This window comes from Desulfosporosinus shakirovi, from assembly GCF_020595055.1.
GTDB classification, from domain to species: domain Bacteria; phylum Bacillota; class Desulfitobacteriia; order Desulfitobacteriales; family Desulfitobacteriaceae; genus Desulfosporosinus; species Desulfosporosinus shakirovi.
This window is the reverse complement of sequence record NZ_JAJDOO010000001.1, coordinates 382,788-400,314: the sequence shown is the minus strand read 5'-3', so window position 1 is coordinate 400,314 and position 17,527 is coordinate 382,788. Positions and strand designations below refer to the sequence as shown.

The 17,527-nt window shown below is 41.6% G+C and carries 15 protein-coding genes and 1 pseudogene; 7 read left to right on the top strand and 9 right to left on the bottom strand.

All coding sequences use genetic code 11. The features are described 5' to 3' along the window. Window positions 1-17: 17 nt before the first annotated feature. Window positions 18-692, top strand: coding sequence for an ADP-ribosyltransferase (locus LJE72_RS01965; protein WP_312038885.1), 675 nt, complete (start codon window positions 18-20; stop codon window positions 690-692). Between the two features lie 472 nt (window positions 693-1,164). Here the strand turns inward: LJE72_RS01965 and LJE72_RS01960 are convergent. The 9 genes and pseudogenes from LJE72_RS01960 to LJE72_RS01920 form a co-directional block, all read right to left on the bottom strand. Beyond that, window positions 1,165-1,743, bottom strand: a pseudogene (locus tag LJE72_RS01960) (Uma2 family endonuclease). 158 nt (window positions 1,744-1,901) lie between these two features. Beyond that, complete coding sequence (locus LJE72_RS01955) at window positions 1,902-3,161, bottom strand: DUF401 family protein (RefSeq protein ID WP_229245796.1); 1,260 nt, start codon at window positions 3,159-3,161, stop codon at window positions 1,902-1,904. A 236-nt stretch (window positions 3,162-3,397) separates the two neighbouring features. Beyond that, on the bottom strand, window positions 3,398-4,210 hold the full coding sequence (locus tag LJE72_RS01950) for a lipoate--protein ligase family protein (protein ID WP_229245789.1): 813 nt from the start codon (window positions 4,208-4,210) through the stop codon (window positions 3,398-3,400). Window positions 4,211-4,218: 8 nt separating this feature from the next. Then, complete coding sequence (locus LJE72_RS01945; protein ID WP_229245787.1) at window positions 4,219-5,181, bottom strand: radical SAM protein; 963 nt, start codon at window positions 5,179-5,181, stop codon at window positions 4,219-4,221. Then, window positions 5,178-6,095, bottom strand: a complete 918-nt coding sequence (locus LJE72_RS01940) for a radical SAM protein (protein ID WP_229245781.1) — start codon at window positions 6,093-6,095, stop codon at window positions 5,178-5,180. Before LJE72_RS01940 ends, LJE72_RS01945 begins: the two co-directional genes overlap by 4 nt. A 761-nt stretch (window positions 6,096-6,856) precedes the next feature. Next, a complete protein-coding gene (locus LJE72_RS01935) occupies window positions 6,857-7,849 on the bottom strand; it encodes a hypothetical protein (protein ID WP_229245779.1) in 993 nt (330 codons plus the stop codon). 14 nt (window positions 7,850-7,863) lie between these two features. Further along, complete coding sequence (locus LJE72_RS01930) at window positions 7,864-8,646, bottom strand: ABC transporter ATP-binding protein (protein WP_229245777.1); 783 nt, start codon at window positions 8,644-8,646, stop codon at window positions 7,864-7,866. A gap of 300 nt (window positions 8,647-8,946) precedes the next feature. Then, window positions 8,947-10,080, bottom strand: coding sequence for a two-component system sensor histidine kinase NtrB (locus tag LJE72_RS01925; protein ID WP_229245775.1), 1,134 nt, complete (start codon window positions 10,078-10,080; stop codon window positions 8,947-8,949). 15 nt (window positions 10,081-10,095) lie between these two features. Beyond that, the gene (locus LJE72_RS01920; RefSeq protein ID WP_229245768.1) at window positions 10,096-11,454 is read right to left on the bottom strand and encodes a sigma-54-dependent transcriptional regulator; all 1,359 of its coding nucleotides are present in this window, start codon (window positions 11,452-11,454) and stop codon (window positions 10,096-10,098) included. Window positions 11,455-12,003: 549 nt separating this feature from the next. Here LJE72_RS01920 and LJE72_RS01915 point away from each other — a divergent pair. The 6 genes from LJE72_RS01915 (at window position 12,004) to LJE72_RS01890 (ending at window position 17,463) form a co-directional block, all read left to right on the top strand. Beyond that, the gene (locus tag LJE72_RS01915) at window positions 12,004-12,183 is read left to right on the top strand and encodes a hypothetical protein (protein ID WP_229245767.1); all 180 of its coding nucleotides are present in this window, start codon (window positions 12,004-12,006) and stop codon (window positions 12,181-12,183) included. A 373-nt stretch (window positions 12,184-12,556) separates the two neighbouring features. Then, window positions 12,557-12,775, top strand: a complete 219-nt coding sequence (locus LJE72_RS01910) for a 4Fe-4S binding protein (protein WP_312038882.1) — start codon at window positions 12,557-12,559, stop codon at window positions 12,773-12,775. Between the two features lie 693 nt (window positions 12,776-13,468). After that, complete coding sequence (locus LJE72_RS01905) at window positions 13,469-14,053, top strand: DUF2318 domain-containing protein (protein WP_229245765.1); 585 nt, start codon at window positions 13,469-13,471, stop codon at window positions 14,051-14,053. Window positions 14,054-14,148: 95 nt separating this feature from the next. Next, the gene (locus LJE72_RS01900) at window positions 14,149-14,832 is read left to right on the top strand and encodes an ABC transporter ATP-binding protein (RefSeq protein WP_229245763.1); all 684 of its coding nucleotides are present in this window, start codon (window positions 14,149-14,151) and stop codon (window positions 14,830-14,832) included. A gap of 12 nt (window positions 14,833-14,844) precedes the next feature. After that, window positions 14,845-16,008: an ABC transporter permease gene (locus LJE72_RS01895; RefSeq protein WP_229245761.1), complete on the top strand. Its 1,164-nt coding sequence runs from the start codon at window positions 14,845-14,847 to the stop codon at window positions 16,006-16,008. Window positions 16,009-16,266: 258 nt separating this feature from the next. After that, window positions 16,267-17,463 carry an ABC transporter permease gene (locus tag LJE72_RS01890; protein ID WP_229245753.1) on the top strand — a complete coding sequence of 399 codons (1,197 nt, stop codon included), beginning with the start codon at window positions 16,267-16,269 and terminating at the stop codon, window positions 17,461-17,463. Window positions 17,464-17,527: the final 64 nt, after the last annotated feature.

Here is a 17,527-nt window from a genome sequence, read left to right as displayed (position 1 = left end):
AAAGGAGGTTATGTTTTATATTTAAAGAATTCAAGGAAATCTGGCAATCAATCTTTGGCAAGGAAAATGTATCTATTCAACTTGATAACCAAGACTTTTCCAAGGCCTTACAGAATGTTTTCAACTTATTAAAATATCTCAAAGTTCATGATTCATTCCGTATATTTGAACTTGAAGACGACATTAGACAATGGGGTAAACTAAACTACAGTTCATGGGAACAACATCTGACTCAGGAAGAGATTAAAACCATCAAGCTATATACTTCATGTTCTTTCAAATTCAACGAGCATTTGCGTCATAGTAGATATCCGAGGCATAAGAGTCGAATTCAGCATATAGATTCTGCTTTAGAAAAAGCATCAACTCCTGAGGATATAATTACTTTTAGATGGATAGATTTAGAGGGTTTCCAAGAACTCACTAATTCTTTAAGTATCTACAATGGAGAAAAGTTTCTTGAAAAGGGTTATTCAAGTACTACTTTATTTTTTAACGGTAATATCGAATACTCTGGGGATGTACTATTTATCTTAAAAGTCCCAAGGCATTTTAATGCGGCTTGTCTAAAAAGTATCAGCAACATTAAAACAGAAGATGAACTGCTCTTAAAAAGAAATTCAACTTATACTGTGGAGAAAATTGTTCATTATACTGATACACATGTAATTTTACTATGTAATGTCCGATGAATTCCAAATAACGATAACTATAAAAGAGGTGGAGCATTATCCGCTCCAACCTCTTTTATAGTTATCGTTATTGATTACTTTATATTGATACCGGAGAGGCGTGTTGCTTCTTCATTCCCCCAAAGGAAATACGTGACGTCCAAAGGATGTAGATTTTAAAATAACATGTGGCATATGCACAGATGAATACATTCGCGGTGTAGGATGGAGTCTACCTCCTTCGCGCCAAGTGTCCCTATTGGGAAAAGTGCTCGTCGATACTCTATCCTACGCTGGTAGGCATTCCTATTGGGACCACGGCTTCGACGATACTCTCCACCGGAAACTATCGGACTGGAAACTATCGTCACCGAAGTAGAATAAGGAACACCCACTTGAAGAAGTGGGTGTCTCGGGATGATTAAACGATTTTTACAAAGCACATGCCGAAGGCCACACTTCAAGTGTGGCCTTCGGCATGTGCTTTGTAAATCTATTGCGAAGTAAAAACTTCACTCAAGTCTATTACTAAATCTGGAAATATGGATACCGCTATTTTATCCTCTTCGGTATATATCTCAGTCCTCCCATATCTTTGATTAATTTGCATTACAACTACACTCACAAGTTTTTGATCAGGTTCAACCATCCAATATTCTTTAACACCAGCTTTTTCATATTTATTGAACCTTGACAACCCTATCCAATTTTATTGATGAAGGAGAAATAATTTCAATGATCATATCTGGTGCTCCATTGCATCCTTTATCATCAATTTTAGATTTGCCACAGATAATGGATATATCGGGTTCAACAATATTTTTTACTTCATACTCATTTTTTCTGAGCCTAATGGCAATCTTACACAAAAAGGAGCAGGATATACTTTGCATGGTTTGCCTATCAAATGATTAGCAATTTGTCTTACTAATTCCGTAAGTACTTCTTGGTGTACAGGTGTTGGGGATGCTTGCAGATATTGTACTCCGTCAATGATTTCCCATCTTTCATCTTCTGGATATGTTAAGTAGTCTGCAAACGTGTACTTTTTATCTTCTCGAGATAATGACATAATTAGCTCCCCTTTTATTTTCAAATGCCCTTATCAGACACATCGTTTAACACGTTCCCATGCTGCCATTATACCATTTTATGGGTAAAAGGTCACAATGTTCAGAGTTGTAAGCAAAATTCATCTTAGAACTAGTTAATAGGGAACCAATATACACATTATATGCACTGAGTTAAGATAACAATTGCAACGATGATACCCTCAAGAAATAGTACAGGGCGCAGAGACTTGAATATGTCTGCCTTGAAGTACTCTCCAGTTACAATAAGACAAAGATGTGCCGGTGAGAGCATCGATCCGGCTATACCCATCACGTACGCAGTTGTGGCGGTATTCACATTCCCCGGCGCTAGGACTGCAACTATGGGAAAGGTAATGGCGACGACGCCTTGAGGTGATCCTGTAAGAACTCCGACCATTAGAGCACAGAGTCCGATCATAATTGAGATGGGAAGACTTACTCCTTGCAAAAGCGCGACAAGTTCCTGAACTAAGCCTGAAGCCGTCAGGGTATGTTGAAATAACATGATGCTGAGAATTCCCCAAAGAAGTTTTAAGTCAAAGGACTTACTCAACATCCGAATTACTTGTTCCCGTTGTATGCGGAGAATCAAAACCATTCCAAGAACGACTAAACCCATGGATACCGCTGCACTAAAGTGGAAGCTGACAACAAGGATGATGTTCACAATAATAGGACCAAGAGCGAGGAGTAGGTAACGCATAGACCGCGAGGAAGTTCTGATCTCAGATGCGTCAACAAGTGTGGTTTCCAACGAAGCGGAAACTTCGAGCTCCGTTTGATTTTCGAACTGCTCACGAGGACGAAATTTCTTCCCAGTTAAAAGGAATAAACACCCCAGGATCAGTGCCAGGAATGTGTATCCTCCCATGTGAGTGACTAATGAACCTAAGGGGATCGATGTAATTTGACTGCCGAGGATTAAGGCAGGCACAATGGGGTTCGCATATTCCCAAATATGGCGAAACCAGTAGTTGATTGTCACCTTGTTTTCCGAAGTGAGGGAGTACTTTTTACTTGCGTGCTGAACCATGGGGGCAGAGAACATCGCTCCACCCAGTGAGGGAAGCAGGCCAAGGAAAGCAGGCATAAGGACAAGCAGCACGCGATCACTTCGCAACAGTGCTTTCATAGAAGTCATAAAGCCTTCTATGGTTCCACTTGTTCTCAAAAGGAACTCTAGACACATGACAAAAAACATCGCCAGCACAACTTCCCATGTGCTGGTTTCCAGTAAGGTGGCTCGGAGCGCAGTAGATGCTTTTTCCCACGTTGGCGAAGCAATTAAAAATAAGATCATCGAACCAGCTAACATAGCATGTCCAATTTGAACACGCCTCCGAAGAAGCCAAACGACGAGGAACAAGGTGCTTAAAATTTTCAACATAACAATCATGTGGGCTTAACGTCCCTTCTAACGCAATTGACTCGGGCAAATTTCCTTTAAGCTTGTTCAAGTGCTTTCGATAAGGAGCCCTTTCGAGAAATCTTCATTTCTTTAGTCTTTGCTTAATGTTTTTTCCATAATTTATTTGCATATTAGTTATGATGATAACTGCTAACAATCGGTGCCACCTTTGTCCAGAAGTTATATATACCTTCCGGACAATTTTCCGAGACATATCTCGATATTTACCTTTTCATTGTCCACTCCTGCGAGTTATATTTCTTAACTAGTTGTTCTGTTATAAGTTTCTCTTCTTTGCTCAGAACTGAAGGGACAAGTCTTATACCCATAATTTCCTCAAATCCTAAACATATCTCTTTTTCCAGCTCATCGATTGTCACCGGTCGCGTCCATACTTCATCCAAGGCACAGGCTTTGGCCTTAAAGCTCTTTACCAAACGTTGCCGAACTTCTTGGTTTGGTAATTTTAGAAGTCTGAATAGAAGTTCTGTATCAAAATGCAAGATTATAGAGCCATGTTGCAAGAGAATTCCATCTCTGCGCATTTGGGCACTTCCTACAAGCTTTTTTCCGGCTACTGCTAGTTCATACCACGAAGGGGCATCAAAACAAGCCGCTGTTCCAGTGTGTGAAGAATTTGCCTGAGCAACTATTTCAGCCGGCACCCCAACTGCATTTATTCCTTTTAATAATGCCTCACTTATTTTCAAATAGGATTTAATGATGGTCCCCTTAACATGTTCCTCAGATTCCGGAACAATAATACTGTAGGTTAGTTCATACTGGTGTAACACAGCCCTGCCACCAGTCGGCCTCCGAACAACATCAATATTAGCCTCACGACAGGCCTCTTCATCCACTTCCTTAGCATAACTTTGAGCATAACCCAGGGATAAAGCGGCAGGCTTCCAGCCATAAAACCGCAAAACTGGTTGGTTACTATTATCTTTTTGCATAAGTTCCATGATAGATTCATCGATTGCCATGTTTTCAGAGCCAGTAGAAACCGAGTAAGGCAGATATCTCCACGTTTTCATTTTTCCACCTACTTTTCTAAACCAGAAACGAGTTCCTGCCAGGATTTTTTCGTTTCTTCAGGGGTAAGCGGTCTTGGATAGTTATAAAATTCCTCCCTGGGGGATTCATTATAATAAGGACGGTTACATCCTGAACAACCAGAGGTCTGAAAGGCCTCACCTAAAGAGAGATAATCCCAAAGCTGGTCTAAATGCATAGAAAAACTTGCAATCCTGCCCGCTCGAAAGATAAACTCATCTGCTCGAGCATATTTCCTGCGGATTAAATAATGGGCAACCTGTATCCGGCGATAATGATTCAACTCTGGTTTAGGTGATTGTTCCATGCGGGTCCCTTTTACCGGTGTAAATGCGAACAAGGCTACAGTGATTCCCTTATCATACATGTCTTGTATGATTTTGACCATTTCCTCTTCGGTTTCCCCCAGCCCTACGATAAGGTGGGTGCCAATATGTCCCGGAAACTTACCTGCCGCTTCAATGAGCAATTCATAGCGGTTTTCCCAAGATCCATCTTTGGCCAAAGCAAAAACCTCTGGAGTAGCAGCATCGAGCGCTAAACTTACCCGGTCCACACCATGCTTAAGCAAATCTTCAATCTCGGTGAGGCTTCGCGGCCCTGCCGAGACACAGATTGGCATATTGGGGCTCTCATTCTTTATGGTTGTAACCAGACCTTTGGCTTCCTCTAATGCCTTGCCATCTTGGACGACCTGAAAACAAACCCTCTGCATGACCTTTTGGGCCTCGGGTATTTTCAAGCCCTGAACAACCTCGTGTTCTTGAAATTCCGGCCAAACTACTCTGGAAAGTAAGTTAGTCTTCGACCTGCTATCGCGAGCTTGAGCACAAAAGGCACAATTAAACTTACAATGTTCTCCTACCATCAGATAGGCAGTCGTTGGCAAGACATCTGTTTTTATGTTATTTAGACCTAATACTTTGGCAGTTCCTACCGAACAACGTATCATAGAGCACAACACTCCTCACCTCGTTTGATTATCAGCCCTTTTTCTTCTACTAAATGCCTAGCCTTCGGAGTAGGTATCACAATTCTATTGATTCCCAAGGCCACCGAGGCCTGATCAAGCTTTTGACGATAACTTCCTTTGGGGCGCATGCAACCAAGTGCGAGAGAAGTTTTAGGGAAGCGTACCCTTGCTTTAGCCAGAAAACAGATGACCTCTTCTAAATTCGGGGGAGTTCGGTCAGCATAACGGGTGCCCGGAGTTGGAATAAATACGTTCAACACCAATCCGTCCAAGCCTAAATCCTCAAGAATATCCAATGCCTTTTCCTCTCCACTCCAAATACCCCCTTTTAAGCCAAGTGTTAAATGGGGAATAATTCTTGCCTGTTTACGCAAATCCTTATAAACCCGAATATAATCCTCTAATTTATGCTCGAGACCGTAAACTTCACGTATAGTATCCTCATCTCCAACAAAATCAAAAGAAACTGCATCTGCTAACCCTTTAAGCAGCTGAATCTCTTTTTCGCTAATTAGTCCTACATGAAAATTTAAACGAACCTGCCTATTCTTTAGCTCCTGTAAGAGGTCTAAGCGGTTCCAAAAAGGAACCTTACCGTCCTGAGTACATCCACCGCTGATTAATGCGCTGGAAAAAGAAAGCTCCGAACACAACTGGGAGGTTAGCTCTTTGACATCTGTCATTCCTTTGAGATAATGTCCCCCACAATGTGCGCAATTGAGAGAGCAAGCAGTTCCGGTTAAACTTACACTTTTTGTTTTGGTCGGATAATCAAAGTATATCTCAGCTGGAAAATTATTTACGCGTATGTCCCAGCCTCTTTTAACCCAGTTATTCGTCTCAACTGAATAGGGATTTATTTCAAAAACGCCATCACTGTTGTTTTGATCCAAATCTTTTCACCCTTTTATATTTTCTAGATCTTACTCCTATGTTACACGATTCTCTGCAATTTTGTCGAATTTTTGCAAGAGTCACAGGTCAAGGGCAGACTAGGGGCTAGACGTCTTTCCAGGTAATCTTTGCACTAGTTTTTTTCCATAGGACAGCGGACACAATAAGCACTGCAATAATATATATCAACAATCCGACAGGTACATCTCTCAAAACGTAATGCAGTGCCGCCGATATAGCACAGAATGCAAAAGAACCAACAACTAAACAAAACCCTATTGTCCTCTTTATGTTGAAAATCCTTGTTGAAGGGCAGCCCATTTTCTGACCATTTAAAAATCAAAATAATTAATATCATCATGTTCAAGAATATCAAGATCAGATGGGGTATTAAACGGATTCCGTAAGGTATAGCGAAGATTAGGCTTACAAAAAGGTATACCGGGATAAGATACTTCAATATGAAACCCTTTAGCGCTCCCGTTAGCATTACACCTGGTAACTCAATGGGCAAAGTTCTGTAGATCCATGCTCCTTTATAATTCTCGCTTGAATTTATTGTCATGACAGTTGATGCAAGCATAGAAACAGAAAGATATATAAAAAGGTAATAAGCTCCTTGGGAAATATCTATTAGAGCTTCATTTAAGGATTTATTTACGATAAAGCTATTAACCAACATAATGACAGATAGAAATGTTGCAAAGCCAAGATTAGGCTATAGACGCAGCCTTATACTCCTTTCACTGGAAATCATATTTTAGGTAAACCTGCAAAAAACATTCTCAAGGTTATTTGGAATAAAAGGCGATATTAGTTTTTGGTAGAGTATCGCTCTCTTTTCTACAGTTCTACGTTTTTTTGCTGTGACTTTATCGAGTTTATACAGGTTTTTTTCGAAATATTTGATAACTGCTCCGAAATATATTATTAGAAGTAACATGGGGACTATTACTCCTATAAGGCTCAAATACAGAAAATGATTCTCTGCCCTGTTCTCCAATATCAGACTAAAAGGGGCTGCAAACCAAGCGGAAGGAAGCAGATACATCCACCATTTGAAAACAAAACCTATGTTATAGTCAATATAACTCATAATGTGACCCGTGAATTGATACCCAATCATCATCACAAAGGATAAGATAATTTGCATGTAATTGATGATATCTTTGAGCTTATCTCCATCAAAAAATAAAAGCATCAAAAAATACAAAAGTGAAGTTAAGAAAAGAATCAGTCCTGAGATAAGCAGCAAATCCAAAAAATATATGCCCAAAAATAGAGGGCCATATTTAAAGAGCCCTACTATTAACGACGGTCCAGCCATGACAAACGTAATCGTTAAGAAATTTATTAAAATACGAGTTATTTTTGCAGCGTTTACAGTCTGAGGCTTTATAGGTTTTGCTAATAGGATTTCCTTGTCTCTTGTATCCAGCAATAACGCCGAGAAATCAGACACCATCGTCATGGTAATCATAAAGATTAACATTCCAATGATTAAATTCATTTTTAAGAACATAGGTAAAGGCAGGAGCATAATAATAGCGAAAAATGCACCCATTAACCCATAAGTTATTAAAGATTTATAGAAAGTATTTTCTTCATCTTTATGTTTAGAATTTATCAGTACGGAAGGCGCTCTTCTCTGATCCATCAACAGCTTAATTTGCAATATTTTTCTCATAACCCCATAATCGATTCCCATAACTTGATAAAAAAACCCAAAAAATCTAAGACCTTCAAAATCCAAAAATCCCGCATTACTTACACTCCCTGCAATTCATTGATGAATTCACAGGCAATCTCCTTATGCCTATTGAAACCAGTCAACTGGTTAAATATCTGTTCGAGGGAGCCTTTTCTGCTCTTTTCCTTAAGTTCGTCAAAGCTTCCGTCAGCAACTATTTGTCCCTCATTGATTAATATTATTCTGTTGCTAATCTTCTCCACAACATCCATAATATGCGACGAATAGAATATGGTTTTTCCCAACCTTGCCAGCTCTGCCAGAATCTCTTTTACGATCATCACACTATTGGCATCCAGCCCGCTTAAGGGTTCATCTAAAAACAATATCTCCGGGTTATGTATCAAACTGGAAATAATCAGCAATTTTTGCTTCATGCCTTTTGAGTAAGATGATATTCTTGAGTGGTAGACATCTTCTATGCCAAGTAAAGCCATAAGTTTTTTGGCCTTATTATTTACCTGTTCCAAACTCATTCCATAAACCTCTCCAATAAATGTAAGGTATTCATAGGCTGTCAGGTTTTCGAATATCTCTACAGTTTCAGGCATATAGCCTATTTTTCGTTTATATTCCACTTTGCCATTCGAGATATCCTCTCCAAGGATTCTGATTTGACCATTATAACGGTCCACCAAACCCATCAGTATTTTAACAGTGGTACTCTTTCCCGCCCCATTTGGCCCAATATACCCAATAATCTGGCCACTGTATATTTCCAAATTGATACCCTTTAGTACTTCTTTCGAACCAAATCGCATTTTAAGATCCTTTATAGTTACTACTGGCTCAGTGTTCATTTTTAGACACCTCTTCTCTAGCAATCCATTTTCTTAGTCAAGTATCAATCCTACTGGCTGTTAAAATCCTTCACGACCCTTTTCCTGTATCTTCACTCTATTCTTCCATAATCTAATAAACACCTCTTTTCCCATAACATTTTTCGGATAGAAAACAAGGCTAGAAGCGATAGTGACGCCTCTAGCCTTTGTTTTCCCATTATTCTCTTTACTCTAAGTGACTGTACTATTTTTAGAGGTGTATTTGTAGCTTGTAAGCAACTTCATTCCTGGAAGGATAAATCCAATCATTATCCCATCCTAATGGGATAATGGTAACAATATTTCCACCCGAACCCCACCCTCACTCCGATTTGCTATGGATATCTTCCCCCCGTGGTGATCAAGGATACGGTGCACAACGGATAACCCTAATCCAGTCCCTGTTTCCTTCGTCGTAAAAAAAGGGTCGTAAATGTAAGGCAAGGCGTCCGGCAAAATGCCGGGTCCCTCATCACTAACTGCGAAACCTACAAAACCCTTTTCCTGAACCCCACTTAACAGAATCACTCCACCCTCCCCCTGGGCATCGATGGCATTGAGTAAAATATTTAGTATGACTTGCTTAATCTGGTCCGGGTCCACCTCAACTTCTTGCAATTCAACCTGGCTTCGCGCTTGTTCTAACTTAATATTGTTTTGCCTCAGGGCTGGCTGGACTAGTGTTACTCCTTCGTCCAAGAGTTTTTCCAGCCTAATCCCTTCCCGCACCAGCTCTTTATGTCGGGCAAAGGACAAAAACTCGCTCAGCAAGCGATTTAACCGTTCACATTCTTCCAGAAGTACCCGACAGTATTCCGAAACGACTCCATCGTCGCATTTTTCTTGGGCCAGCATTTGGATGCTCACTTTTATTATCCCCAAGGGATTCCGTATTTCATGAGCTAAGCCGGCACTCATATGCCCCAGCGCGGTCACTCGTTCAGTTTGCCGAATCTCACCCTCCAATCGTTCACGTTCCTGCCCTTCTCGCTTTAACTTTTCTACCAATTCTTTTTGAATCATTAGCGCCAGCTTATATTTGCGCTTCGCCTTCCGTTCCTCTTCAGTCAAAATGCCCGTTAACCAACCAATTACGTTGATTAAGCCGACCTCCACCCATTGTGTATACTTAGCAGCTGGGCTTAAATCGGCTTGCATATGCCACATAAGCGGTATAAAAAGCAACGTTATAATAAAGCTTGATATGATCCCCCCGGCAGGTCCAAAACGCATAGCTGCATAAATAACCGGGAGATAATAGGCGAATTGTAAAAGAATGTGATAATCCACTTCGTAATGATAATTCGTATAGTGAATACTAGTAAGAACCGCCACGACGAGCCCAATTGCAATGAGGTCAAAGAGAACCCGGGCTCGGGCTTGGTTTGGTTCAGTGGGTTCGTTATTTAGCATAGAGGTCCTCCTTCTCTAAATCCCCCAATGAGGATCTATTCCGTATTTCTCTAAACGGTATAAAAAAGCATGCCTGGAAAGGCCTAACCGTTTGGCAGCCTGACTTTGATTCCCCCCCGTTTGTTCCATGGCCTGCCGGAGGAAGGATTTCTCTAGTTCTTCCAGGGAAACACCCTCAGGAGGCAGGACAAAGGATTCGGGGCCTTTCTCCTCTTTTGAGAGTGTGCTAAAGACGGGCAACCCATCTGCTCCAATCACTGCTCCTTGGGAAATGATCACCATACGTTCCACCACATTTTCGAGCTCACGCACGTTTCCTGGCCAGTCATACTCCATAAGTTGAGTTAGGACTTCTGAATTCAGAGTCTTGGTTTGCCCATAAGATCTAAGTTTCTTCAAAAAATGATCGGCTAGATAAGGAATATCCTCCCGACGTTCCCGTAAGGGAGGAATAGAAATCGGAAAGACACTGAGGCGATAGTAAAGGTCTTCGCGAAAACGCCCTTCTTGAGCCTCTTTCTGTAAATTCCTGTTCGTTGCAGTAATAATCCTGACGTCCACCTTGATGGTTTTTTCACCGCCGACCCGCTCAAAGGTCCGCTCTTGGAGGACCCTTAATAACTTAGCTTGGACGTTGAAAGACAGTTCTCCGATCTCATCAAGAAAGAGTGTACCGCCATCGGCCAACTCAAAGCGTCCCGTCTTTCGAGCATGAGCTCCCGTAAATGCACCCTTTTCATGTCCGAACAGTTCGCTTTCCAGCAAAGTCTCCGTCAACGCTGCGCAATTCACTCGAATAAAAGGTCCATTCACCCGCGGGCTTAAAGTATGTATGGCATGGGCAACCAGTTCCTTCCCCGTCCCCGATTCTCCTTCAATAAGCACTGTAGCCGGAGTAAGAGCAACCCTTTCTACTAAGTGTTTAACCGCTTTCATTGCTTCACTATTCCCGACCAGTTGCCATCCAGAGCTTTGGACCTCTCCCTTGAGATAATCTACCTGTTCACGCAAGCTTTCTACTTCAAAGGCCTTAGCAACAGTAATGAGCAGTTCATCAATATCAAAGGGTTTCATCAAATAATCATGTGCCCCGGCCTTCATGGCCTCGACCGCCGTCGCGGTACTGCCGTGTGCAGTCATCATGACAACCATCAAATCTGGATAATTCTCTTTCAGGGTCCTCAGAACACTCAAACCATCCATTTTCGGCATTTTCAAATCTACAAGGACCAAATCCGGACGTTCTTCCAAGGCCCGATCTATGACGATCTTCCCGTCCTCTGCAGTTTCTACATCATAACCAACTTTACTTAATGCTCTCTCCAAGACCCAGCGCATATTTGCTTCATCGTCTGCAATTAATACCCTTCGCAACTTTCACCCTCCTCGCCTGCGGGATTTCCCACACCATAGTGTGGGAAATCCCGCAATTTTTTAACCCTAAGGCATTACAAAGCAATTTTTTCTATACGATAAACACTTTAAATTGATGCGAATTAATTTATACCGTAATTATTACTTTGGTCAAACATACTAACAACATCGACTTGATACTACAGTCTGTTCATATAGGAACAGCTACAGCTAAATTATCGAGTATCTTTTAACTTCTCTGAAAGAGTAATTAAGCCTTCCGTTATGTCATTCCAAATCCCAAGTTGAATTAGAATCTCGAACTTGGCACAGCTTTTGCATTTACCTAAACCGTAATAAATTTTAGGAGTGTTTTTTAATGAAAAAGAAATTTTCGTCACTAGTAACTAATTCCGTTCTCTTTATTAATTTTTACCCTTCCCGCATTAGCTGATTCAAAACCAGCCACATCCAATAACATGTCTGGCAGTCCTTCGGATTGGTAGTACTGGCTGGTATTTTTGTTCAATTTCTCAAACGAAAGCATCCCTCAGGGAAGGAGGCTCAATAATGAGTCAAGCACCCCCACCTAAATCCCCACAAAAAAGAAACTTTCTTAAGCTTAAACCTCTCAAATGTTTTTTGCAAAGTTCACTTTATCCAGGTATCTTCTCTGGTGGCCACTCCTCCCTCTCTTCTTCTTTATTTTCGGTCGGTTCCGGTGTGCCGTTTGCCCCTTTGCCTGGGTGAGCGATTTGACGCAGAAGATTTTCTGAGAAAATTGCAAAGTTCCCAACTTTTTAAGGAAATATGGATTATAGATCATTGATATTACCTTCATTTTCATCACTTGGTCCGACCACATTTGGGGAGTTGTTGAATCTCCCAGAGGTTCTGGAACTCTGCTGTTACTCATCTTAGGTGGCGTTATGGTCACTGCTATGCTCTTCAACGACGTACTTAGTGCCGTTATCTATGTTTTATCGGAAGCTTATCAGGCAACTACTCTCGAACAGGCATTCTGAAATTACGTGCCGATAAAGAAATTCGCAAAACTTGTACTACTCGTGATTGGTACAAAGGAAACTCTAAAGCGCCCGACTGTCCGATATTTGAATTCCCTATGGCTATGGAGAATAATACTAACTGTAATCTCTGTGGAAACTGCATCAAAAGTTGCCCTCATGATTCCATCCGCTTAACTCCACGTAAACCAACCAGCCAGTTTTGGTCGATGACTAGGGCACGCTTCGAAGAATCCATTTTAGCTATTGTCATTGTCGGGATTGTCTTTGTCCAAAATATCACCATGTTAGAGTTCTACCAATCCTATCTTAAATGAGCGGAGCTGTCTTTAGGGATCGGTAACAAGGATATAGCCTTTACAATTCTCTTTGTTTTCGCTATGACCACCCCAGTCTTGTTACTTTTTTTAGCCACGGCGATTTACCGGCGAGACGTTGCGTACTGCCTTCGCTCGTTTTGGTTATGCAGTCATCCCGCTAGACTTGGCTGCCCACATGGCCCACAACTTGTTCCATCTTCTGGCGGAAGGGAAATCAATCTTCTACACCTTCATGAGGTTATTCGGGAAACACATTGAGGGTACCACTTCTTTCGTGTCTGACCCAACAATTCAAATCATGCAATACGTCTTGGTTATCTCGGGAGCTCTCGGTTCTCTTTACACTGCCTATAGGATTGCTAAAAAGAATTATGGAACCAAAAAGCCCTATCCGTCGCTATGCCTTATTTAGTCGTCATCTTGATCTTCGGTATACTGAACTTTCTTACCTTCGTGGTAAGAATGGATATGCGGATGTAGTGCCAGAGGTCTGAGATCAGAAGCTGGAAGCCAGATTGCAGGTCTGGAATTCTAGTATCCAGGATTTTCATCTTTATTTAAATAATAAGAAATCCTATAATGGATGTTGCTTCCTTAATAAGTTCAAATTAAACTTCAGGTGGAGCTAAAACTCCACCTGAACAAAGATTCCTACAATGGCTAAAATTATTATTACGAGGAGGTTTCCAGATGAATAAAGACCACGCGGGGAAAAACCAGAAATTTATCCAACCCTCTAAAAGCAATGGCCTGCTTTACAGTATCGTTGGCCTAATAACCGTTGTAATTATGATAGGTACCTATTTCATAGTTTCCAATGGCAATAAACCTGGCGTCGCTGTCACTGCAACAGTGGATATTGGTCAAAAAATGGATTATAGCTCAGATAGTAAACTAGAACAAACAAAGGTTGAAAGCAAGGTTGAAAACGGAAAGGCCATTGTTACGACGCTCAGTGCGGTGAAAGAAAAAAAGTTTATTTGGACAGAGTATAAAGCAAACGGTAAAAGGATTCCCTTAACGGCCTTTGTCCAACCTGATGGTAAAGTCATGGTGGCCATCAGCTTTTGTGAGCCCTGCAAGGGCGAAACCTTTCACATAACAGGTAACCAAATAGTTTGCAACGTCTGTGGGACAACCTGGGATCTTCAAACACTCAAAGGCCTGAGCGGTGGTTGTCAAGCCTATCCGCCCGAAGCGCTCACCTACTCTTTAAACGGCGACAACCTTGAGATTCCACAAGATGTACTTGATACGTGGGAACCTAGAGTTTAGTTATAACATTTATTAACGCACTCGTTCTTACGGGTGCGTTCACTCTAGTCGGGGCTAAGAACTCAATTTCTAGAAATTTAGGAGGAAATGGCTAAATGTCTTTGATAAAGGTGTGTGCGGTTAGCAAGTCCTATGAAGGTGGAGACGGGGCCGTTGAAGCCTTGACCAATATTAATTTAGAGATCCGCGAAGGAGAATTTCTGGCTTTAATGGGTCCTTCCGGTTCTGGAAAAAGCACCTTGCTCAGTATTCTAGGAGGATTAAATCCCCCCACCTCCGGCAAACTCATCATTGATGACATAGATGTTTATGCTCTCACTTCTGAACGATTAGCGGATTTTCGTCATGAATACGTCGGATTTGTTTTCCAGCAATATCAACTGATTCCCTATCTTACCGCTTTAGAAAACGTGATGCTCCCTTTGTCCATAACCTGGCGTCCGGGCAAAGAACAACGAGATATGGCTCAGAAAGTTTTAGCCAAAGTTGGTCTGGGTACGAAATCCCTTCGCCTCCCCAATCAATTATCCGGTGGCGAACAAAACCGGGTAGCTATTGCTCGAGCCATCGTTAACCGACCTGCAATGATTTTTGCGGATGAGCCCACTGGAAGTCTGGACTCAAAAACCGCCAAGGAGCTGTTAGAATTATTCCAAGCCCTTAACCGTGACGGTTTAACCATTATTATGGTAACTCACAATCAAGAAAACCTGGCCTGGGTCACCCGTGCCATTTACATTCGTGATGGAGTTCTATCCCAAATTCCTCAAGAGTTCTAAGGAGGGCAGTAAATGCGTCTAACAAATATCGTGGTGCAAAACCTACGCCGCCGCAAAATGCGCTCCTCATTGTTAATGCTCAGCGTGATTATTGGAGTGGCTTCAATCATCTTCCTCTACACGACGACTCAAGCCATGCAAGAAGATGTTGCCAACAAGCTTGATCAATTCGGTTCTAATATTCTCATTCTCCCTGACACAGAACAATCATTAACCTTTGGTGGTATAACCGTTGAAGCTCCGACTCAGATCAAAGAACTGGATATGTCCCTTATTCCGCTTATGCAAACCATCAAGAATAAAGAAACCTTGGCTACCATTGCCCCTAAACTGTTAGCAAATACTAAGCTCAAAGGTCGAGAAATTTTGTTGTTAGGAGTAGATTTTCCTCAAGAATTCCAACTGAAAAAGTGGTGGAAAGTGGATGGTCTGGAGAAGAACCAAATTCCCAGCGCAGACCAAGTCATTTTAGGGAGTGACATGGCAATTTCCCTTGGTCTTATCCCTCTACAAACTGTAACTATCCTAGGACAGGACTTCAAGATAGCAGGAGTCATACAACCTACAGGGTCAACAGAAAATGACCAAGCTGTATTTATGGACTTAGCTGTTCTCCAAAAACTGACAAACCGACCCAACGCCATAAGTCTTATCGAAACAGCTGCTTTATGTTATACCTGCCCAATCAAAGAAGTTACCCAACAATTAAGTGACAAACTTCCTGGGACTAAGGTTGCCGCGCTTATGTCCAGCTTGGAATCTCGGGATGATACCGTCAATAGATTTAACGTATTTGCTCGAAGTGTATCCCTGATTCTCTTACTGGCTAGCAGTTTAGTTCTAACTATAACGATGAAGTCTTCTGTGGAAGAACGGACCCGGGAAATTGGTATCTTTCGGGCCATTGGTTTCCGTAAACGTCATATTATTATAATCATCCTTGGGGAAGCAGGTTTTTTAAGTCTGCTGGGCGGGTTATTGGGGTACATTCTTGGCATGAGTATGGCCGTAAGCTTCGGATCAGAGCTCATGAAAGCTCAAGTTCATATCTCTTGGCAACCTAATTTGCTAATCTATGCCTTAAGTGCCTCTCTAATAATTGGACTGACAGCAAGTCTGTATCCCGCCCTCAAAGCCGCAAGACTTGACCCGACTGAGTCTTTGCGTTATCTGTGATTTTGGAGGTCGGAGGTCGTAGGTCAGAAGCCAGAGGTCGGATCGTGGTTCGTGGTTCGTAGTCGAGAAGCGATGCATGAGACTGAAGACAGGGGCATGCGTGATTCGCAGATCATGGTTAATATATTGAGGGATGCGAGATGTCAGTCAGAAGTCTTGCCATTCTTGAGGAACTATCACTGGTGATAGTTGTCTGATCGTGGGATTTAAGCACAATTACAAGATAGGTAGAGTGTAAAGGAACGTTAAAAGTGGAGGATGAAAATAGAACAACGATCTTCGAAATTCGAAAATCGCCGTTCGGCAAAGGAGAACAAGATGACACTTACTGATATTGCAATCCAAAATTTGCGTCGTCGGAAAGGGAAAACTTTCTTTCTGCTGCTTACTTTTATATTAGTAGTAGGCATAACTGTCACATTAAATTCATTAGCTAAAGGTATGCAGGATGATTTACAAAAAAGCCTAACCCAATATGGTGCTAACGTCGTAATTACTCCAAAGTCCGAACATTTTACGCTCAGCTACGGAGGTCTTTCCGTTCCCGGGATTGATTATGAAATTAAACATTTAGAATTCGATAGTTTAGCTAAATTGAATAATACTCCTAATCTTATATTAAACGGAATTGCCCCCAAGATTATTGGTTCTGTCACAGGAGAGATCAATCGTTATCTGATTATCGGAGTGGATTTCCCCACAGAACTGAAAATGAAACCTTGGTGGAGTATAAATGGCCAATTACCTAGTGAACAGGAAATTATTATTGGTTCGTATCTGGCCCAGAAAGAAAACTTAGCCATCGAAAATGCTCTGGAACTTAACCACAAGAGTTATCTCATTGTGGGGATAATGCAAGAAACAGGCGGCTCAGAGGATAGTGGAGTATTTACGAATTTTAATACTGCACGATCGATTACTGGAATAGATTCTTGGTCAATGATCGAGCTCAATACGGCTCAACCAACTAAATCAGCGACCCTGATGAGAGAACTCTTACCTGATGCTAAAGTCTCCGAAATATCTCAACTGGTTCAGGGTGCCAAAGAAAGTGTGGATCGCTTTTCTAGTTTTTCCTTAATTACTTCTATTTTACTGGGAATTATCGGTGTCTTAATCGTATTCGTTACAACCTTAGGTAATATCAACGATCGCGCTACGGAAATCGGCATCTTTCGAGCCATCGGTTTTCGTCGTCAGCATATCCTGTCCATTTTAATTCGCGAGATATCTTTAGTAAGTCTCTGTGGAGGAGTTTTGGGATATTTTATAGGGATCTTGATGCCCACTCTTCTTGCTCCAATCGCTTTCCAAAAAACAGTGAGCTCTGAATTCCACCCTTTCATTGCTTTGACCGCAATCAGTGCTTCTGTCATAATAGGGGTAGTTTCGATTCTTCTTCCGGCTCGGCGAGCCATACAGTTAGATCCCTTAGAAGCACTATCCTCTATCTAGAATTTATCCCGATAGTTACGGGTCGCTTCTCGCCATCCTTGGCGACATCAACACTTGCAAACTA

Excerpts from the sequence above, each read along its gene's own strand:
- LJE72_RS01955 (WP_229245796.1), bottom strand. The coding sequence starts at position 3,161 with ATGATTGTTATGTTGAAAATTTTAAGCACCTTGTTCCTCGTCGTTTGG.
- LJE72_RS01950 (WP_229245789.1), bottom strand. The coding sequence starts at position 4,210 with ATGAAAACGTGGAGATATCTGCCTTACTCGGTTTCTACTGGCTCTGAA.
- LJE72_RS01945 (WP_229245787.1), bottom strand. The coding sequence starts at position 5,181 with ATGATACGTTGTTCGGTAGGAACTGCCAAAGTATTAGGTCTAAATAAC.
- LJE72_RS01930 (WP_229245777.1), bottom strand. The coding sequence starts at position 8,646 with ATGAACACTGAGCCAGTAGTAACTATAAAGGATCTTAAAATGCGATTT.
- LJE72_RS01925 (WP_229245775.1), bottom strand. The coding sequence starts at position 10,080 with ATGCTAAATAACGAACCCACTGAACCAAACCAAGCCCGAGCCCGGGTT.
- LJE72_RS01915 (WP_229245767.1), top strand. The coding sequence starts at position 12,004 with ATGAGTCAAGCACCCCCACCTAAATCCCCACAAAAAAGAAACTTTCTT.
- LJE72_RS01910 (WP_312038882.1), top strand. The coding sequence starts at position 12,557 with ATGGCTATGGAGAATAATACTAACTGTAATCTCTGTGGAAACTGCATC.
- LJE72_RS01905 (WP_229245765.1), top strand. The coding sequence starts at position 13,469 with ATGAATAAAGACCACGCGGGGAAAAACCAGAAATTTATCCAACCCTCT.
- LJE72_RS01900 (WP_229245763.1), top strand. The coding sequence starts at position 14,149 with ATGTCTTTGATAAAGGTGTGTGCGGTTAGCAAGTCCTATGAAGGTGGA.
- LJE72_RS01895 (WP_229245761.1), top strand. The coding sequence starts at position 14,845 with ATGCGTCTAACAAATATCGTGGTGCAAAACCTACGCCGCCGCAAAATG.
- LJE72_RS01890 (WP_229245753.1), top strand. The coding sequence starts at position 16,267 with ATGAAAATAGAACAACGATCTTCGAAATTCGAAAATCGCCGTTCGGCA.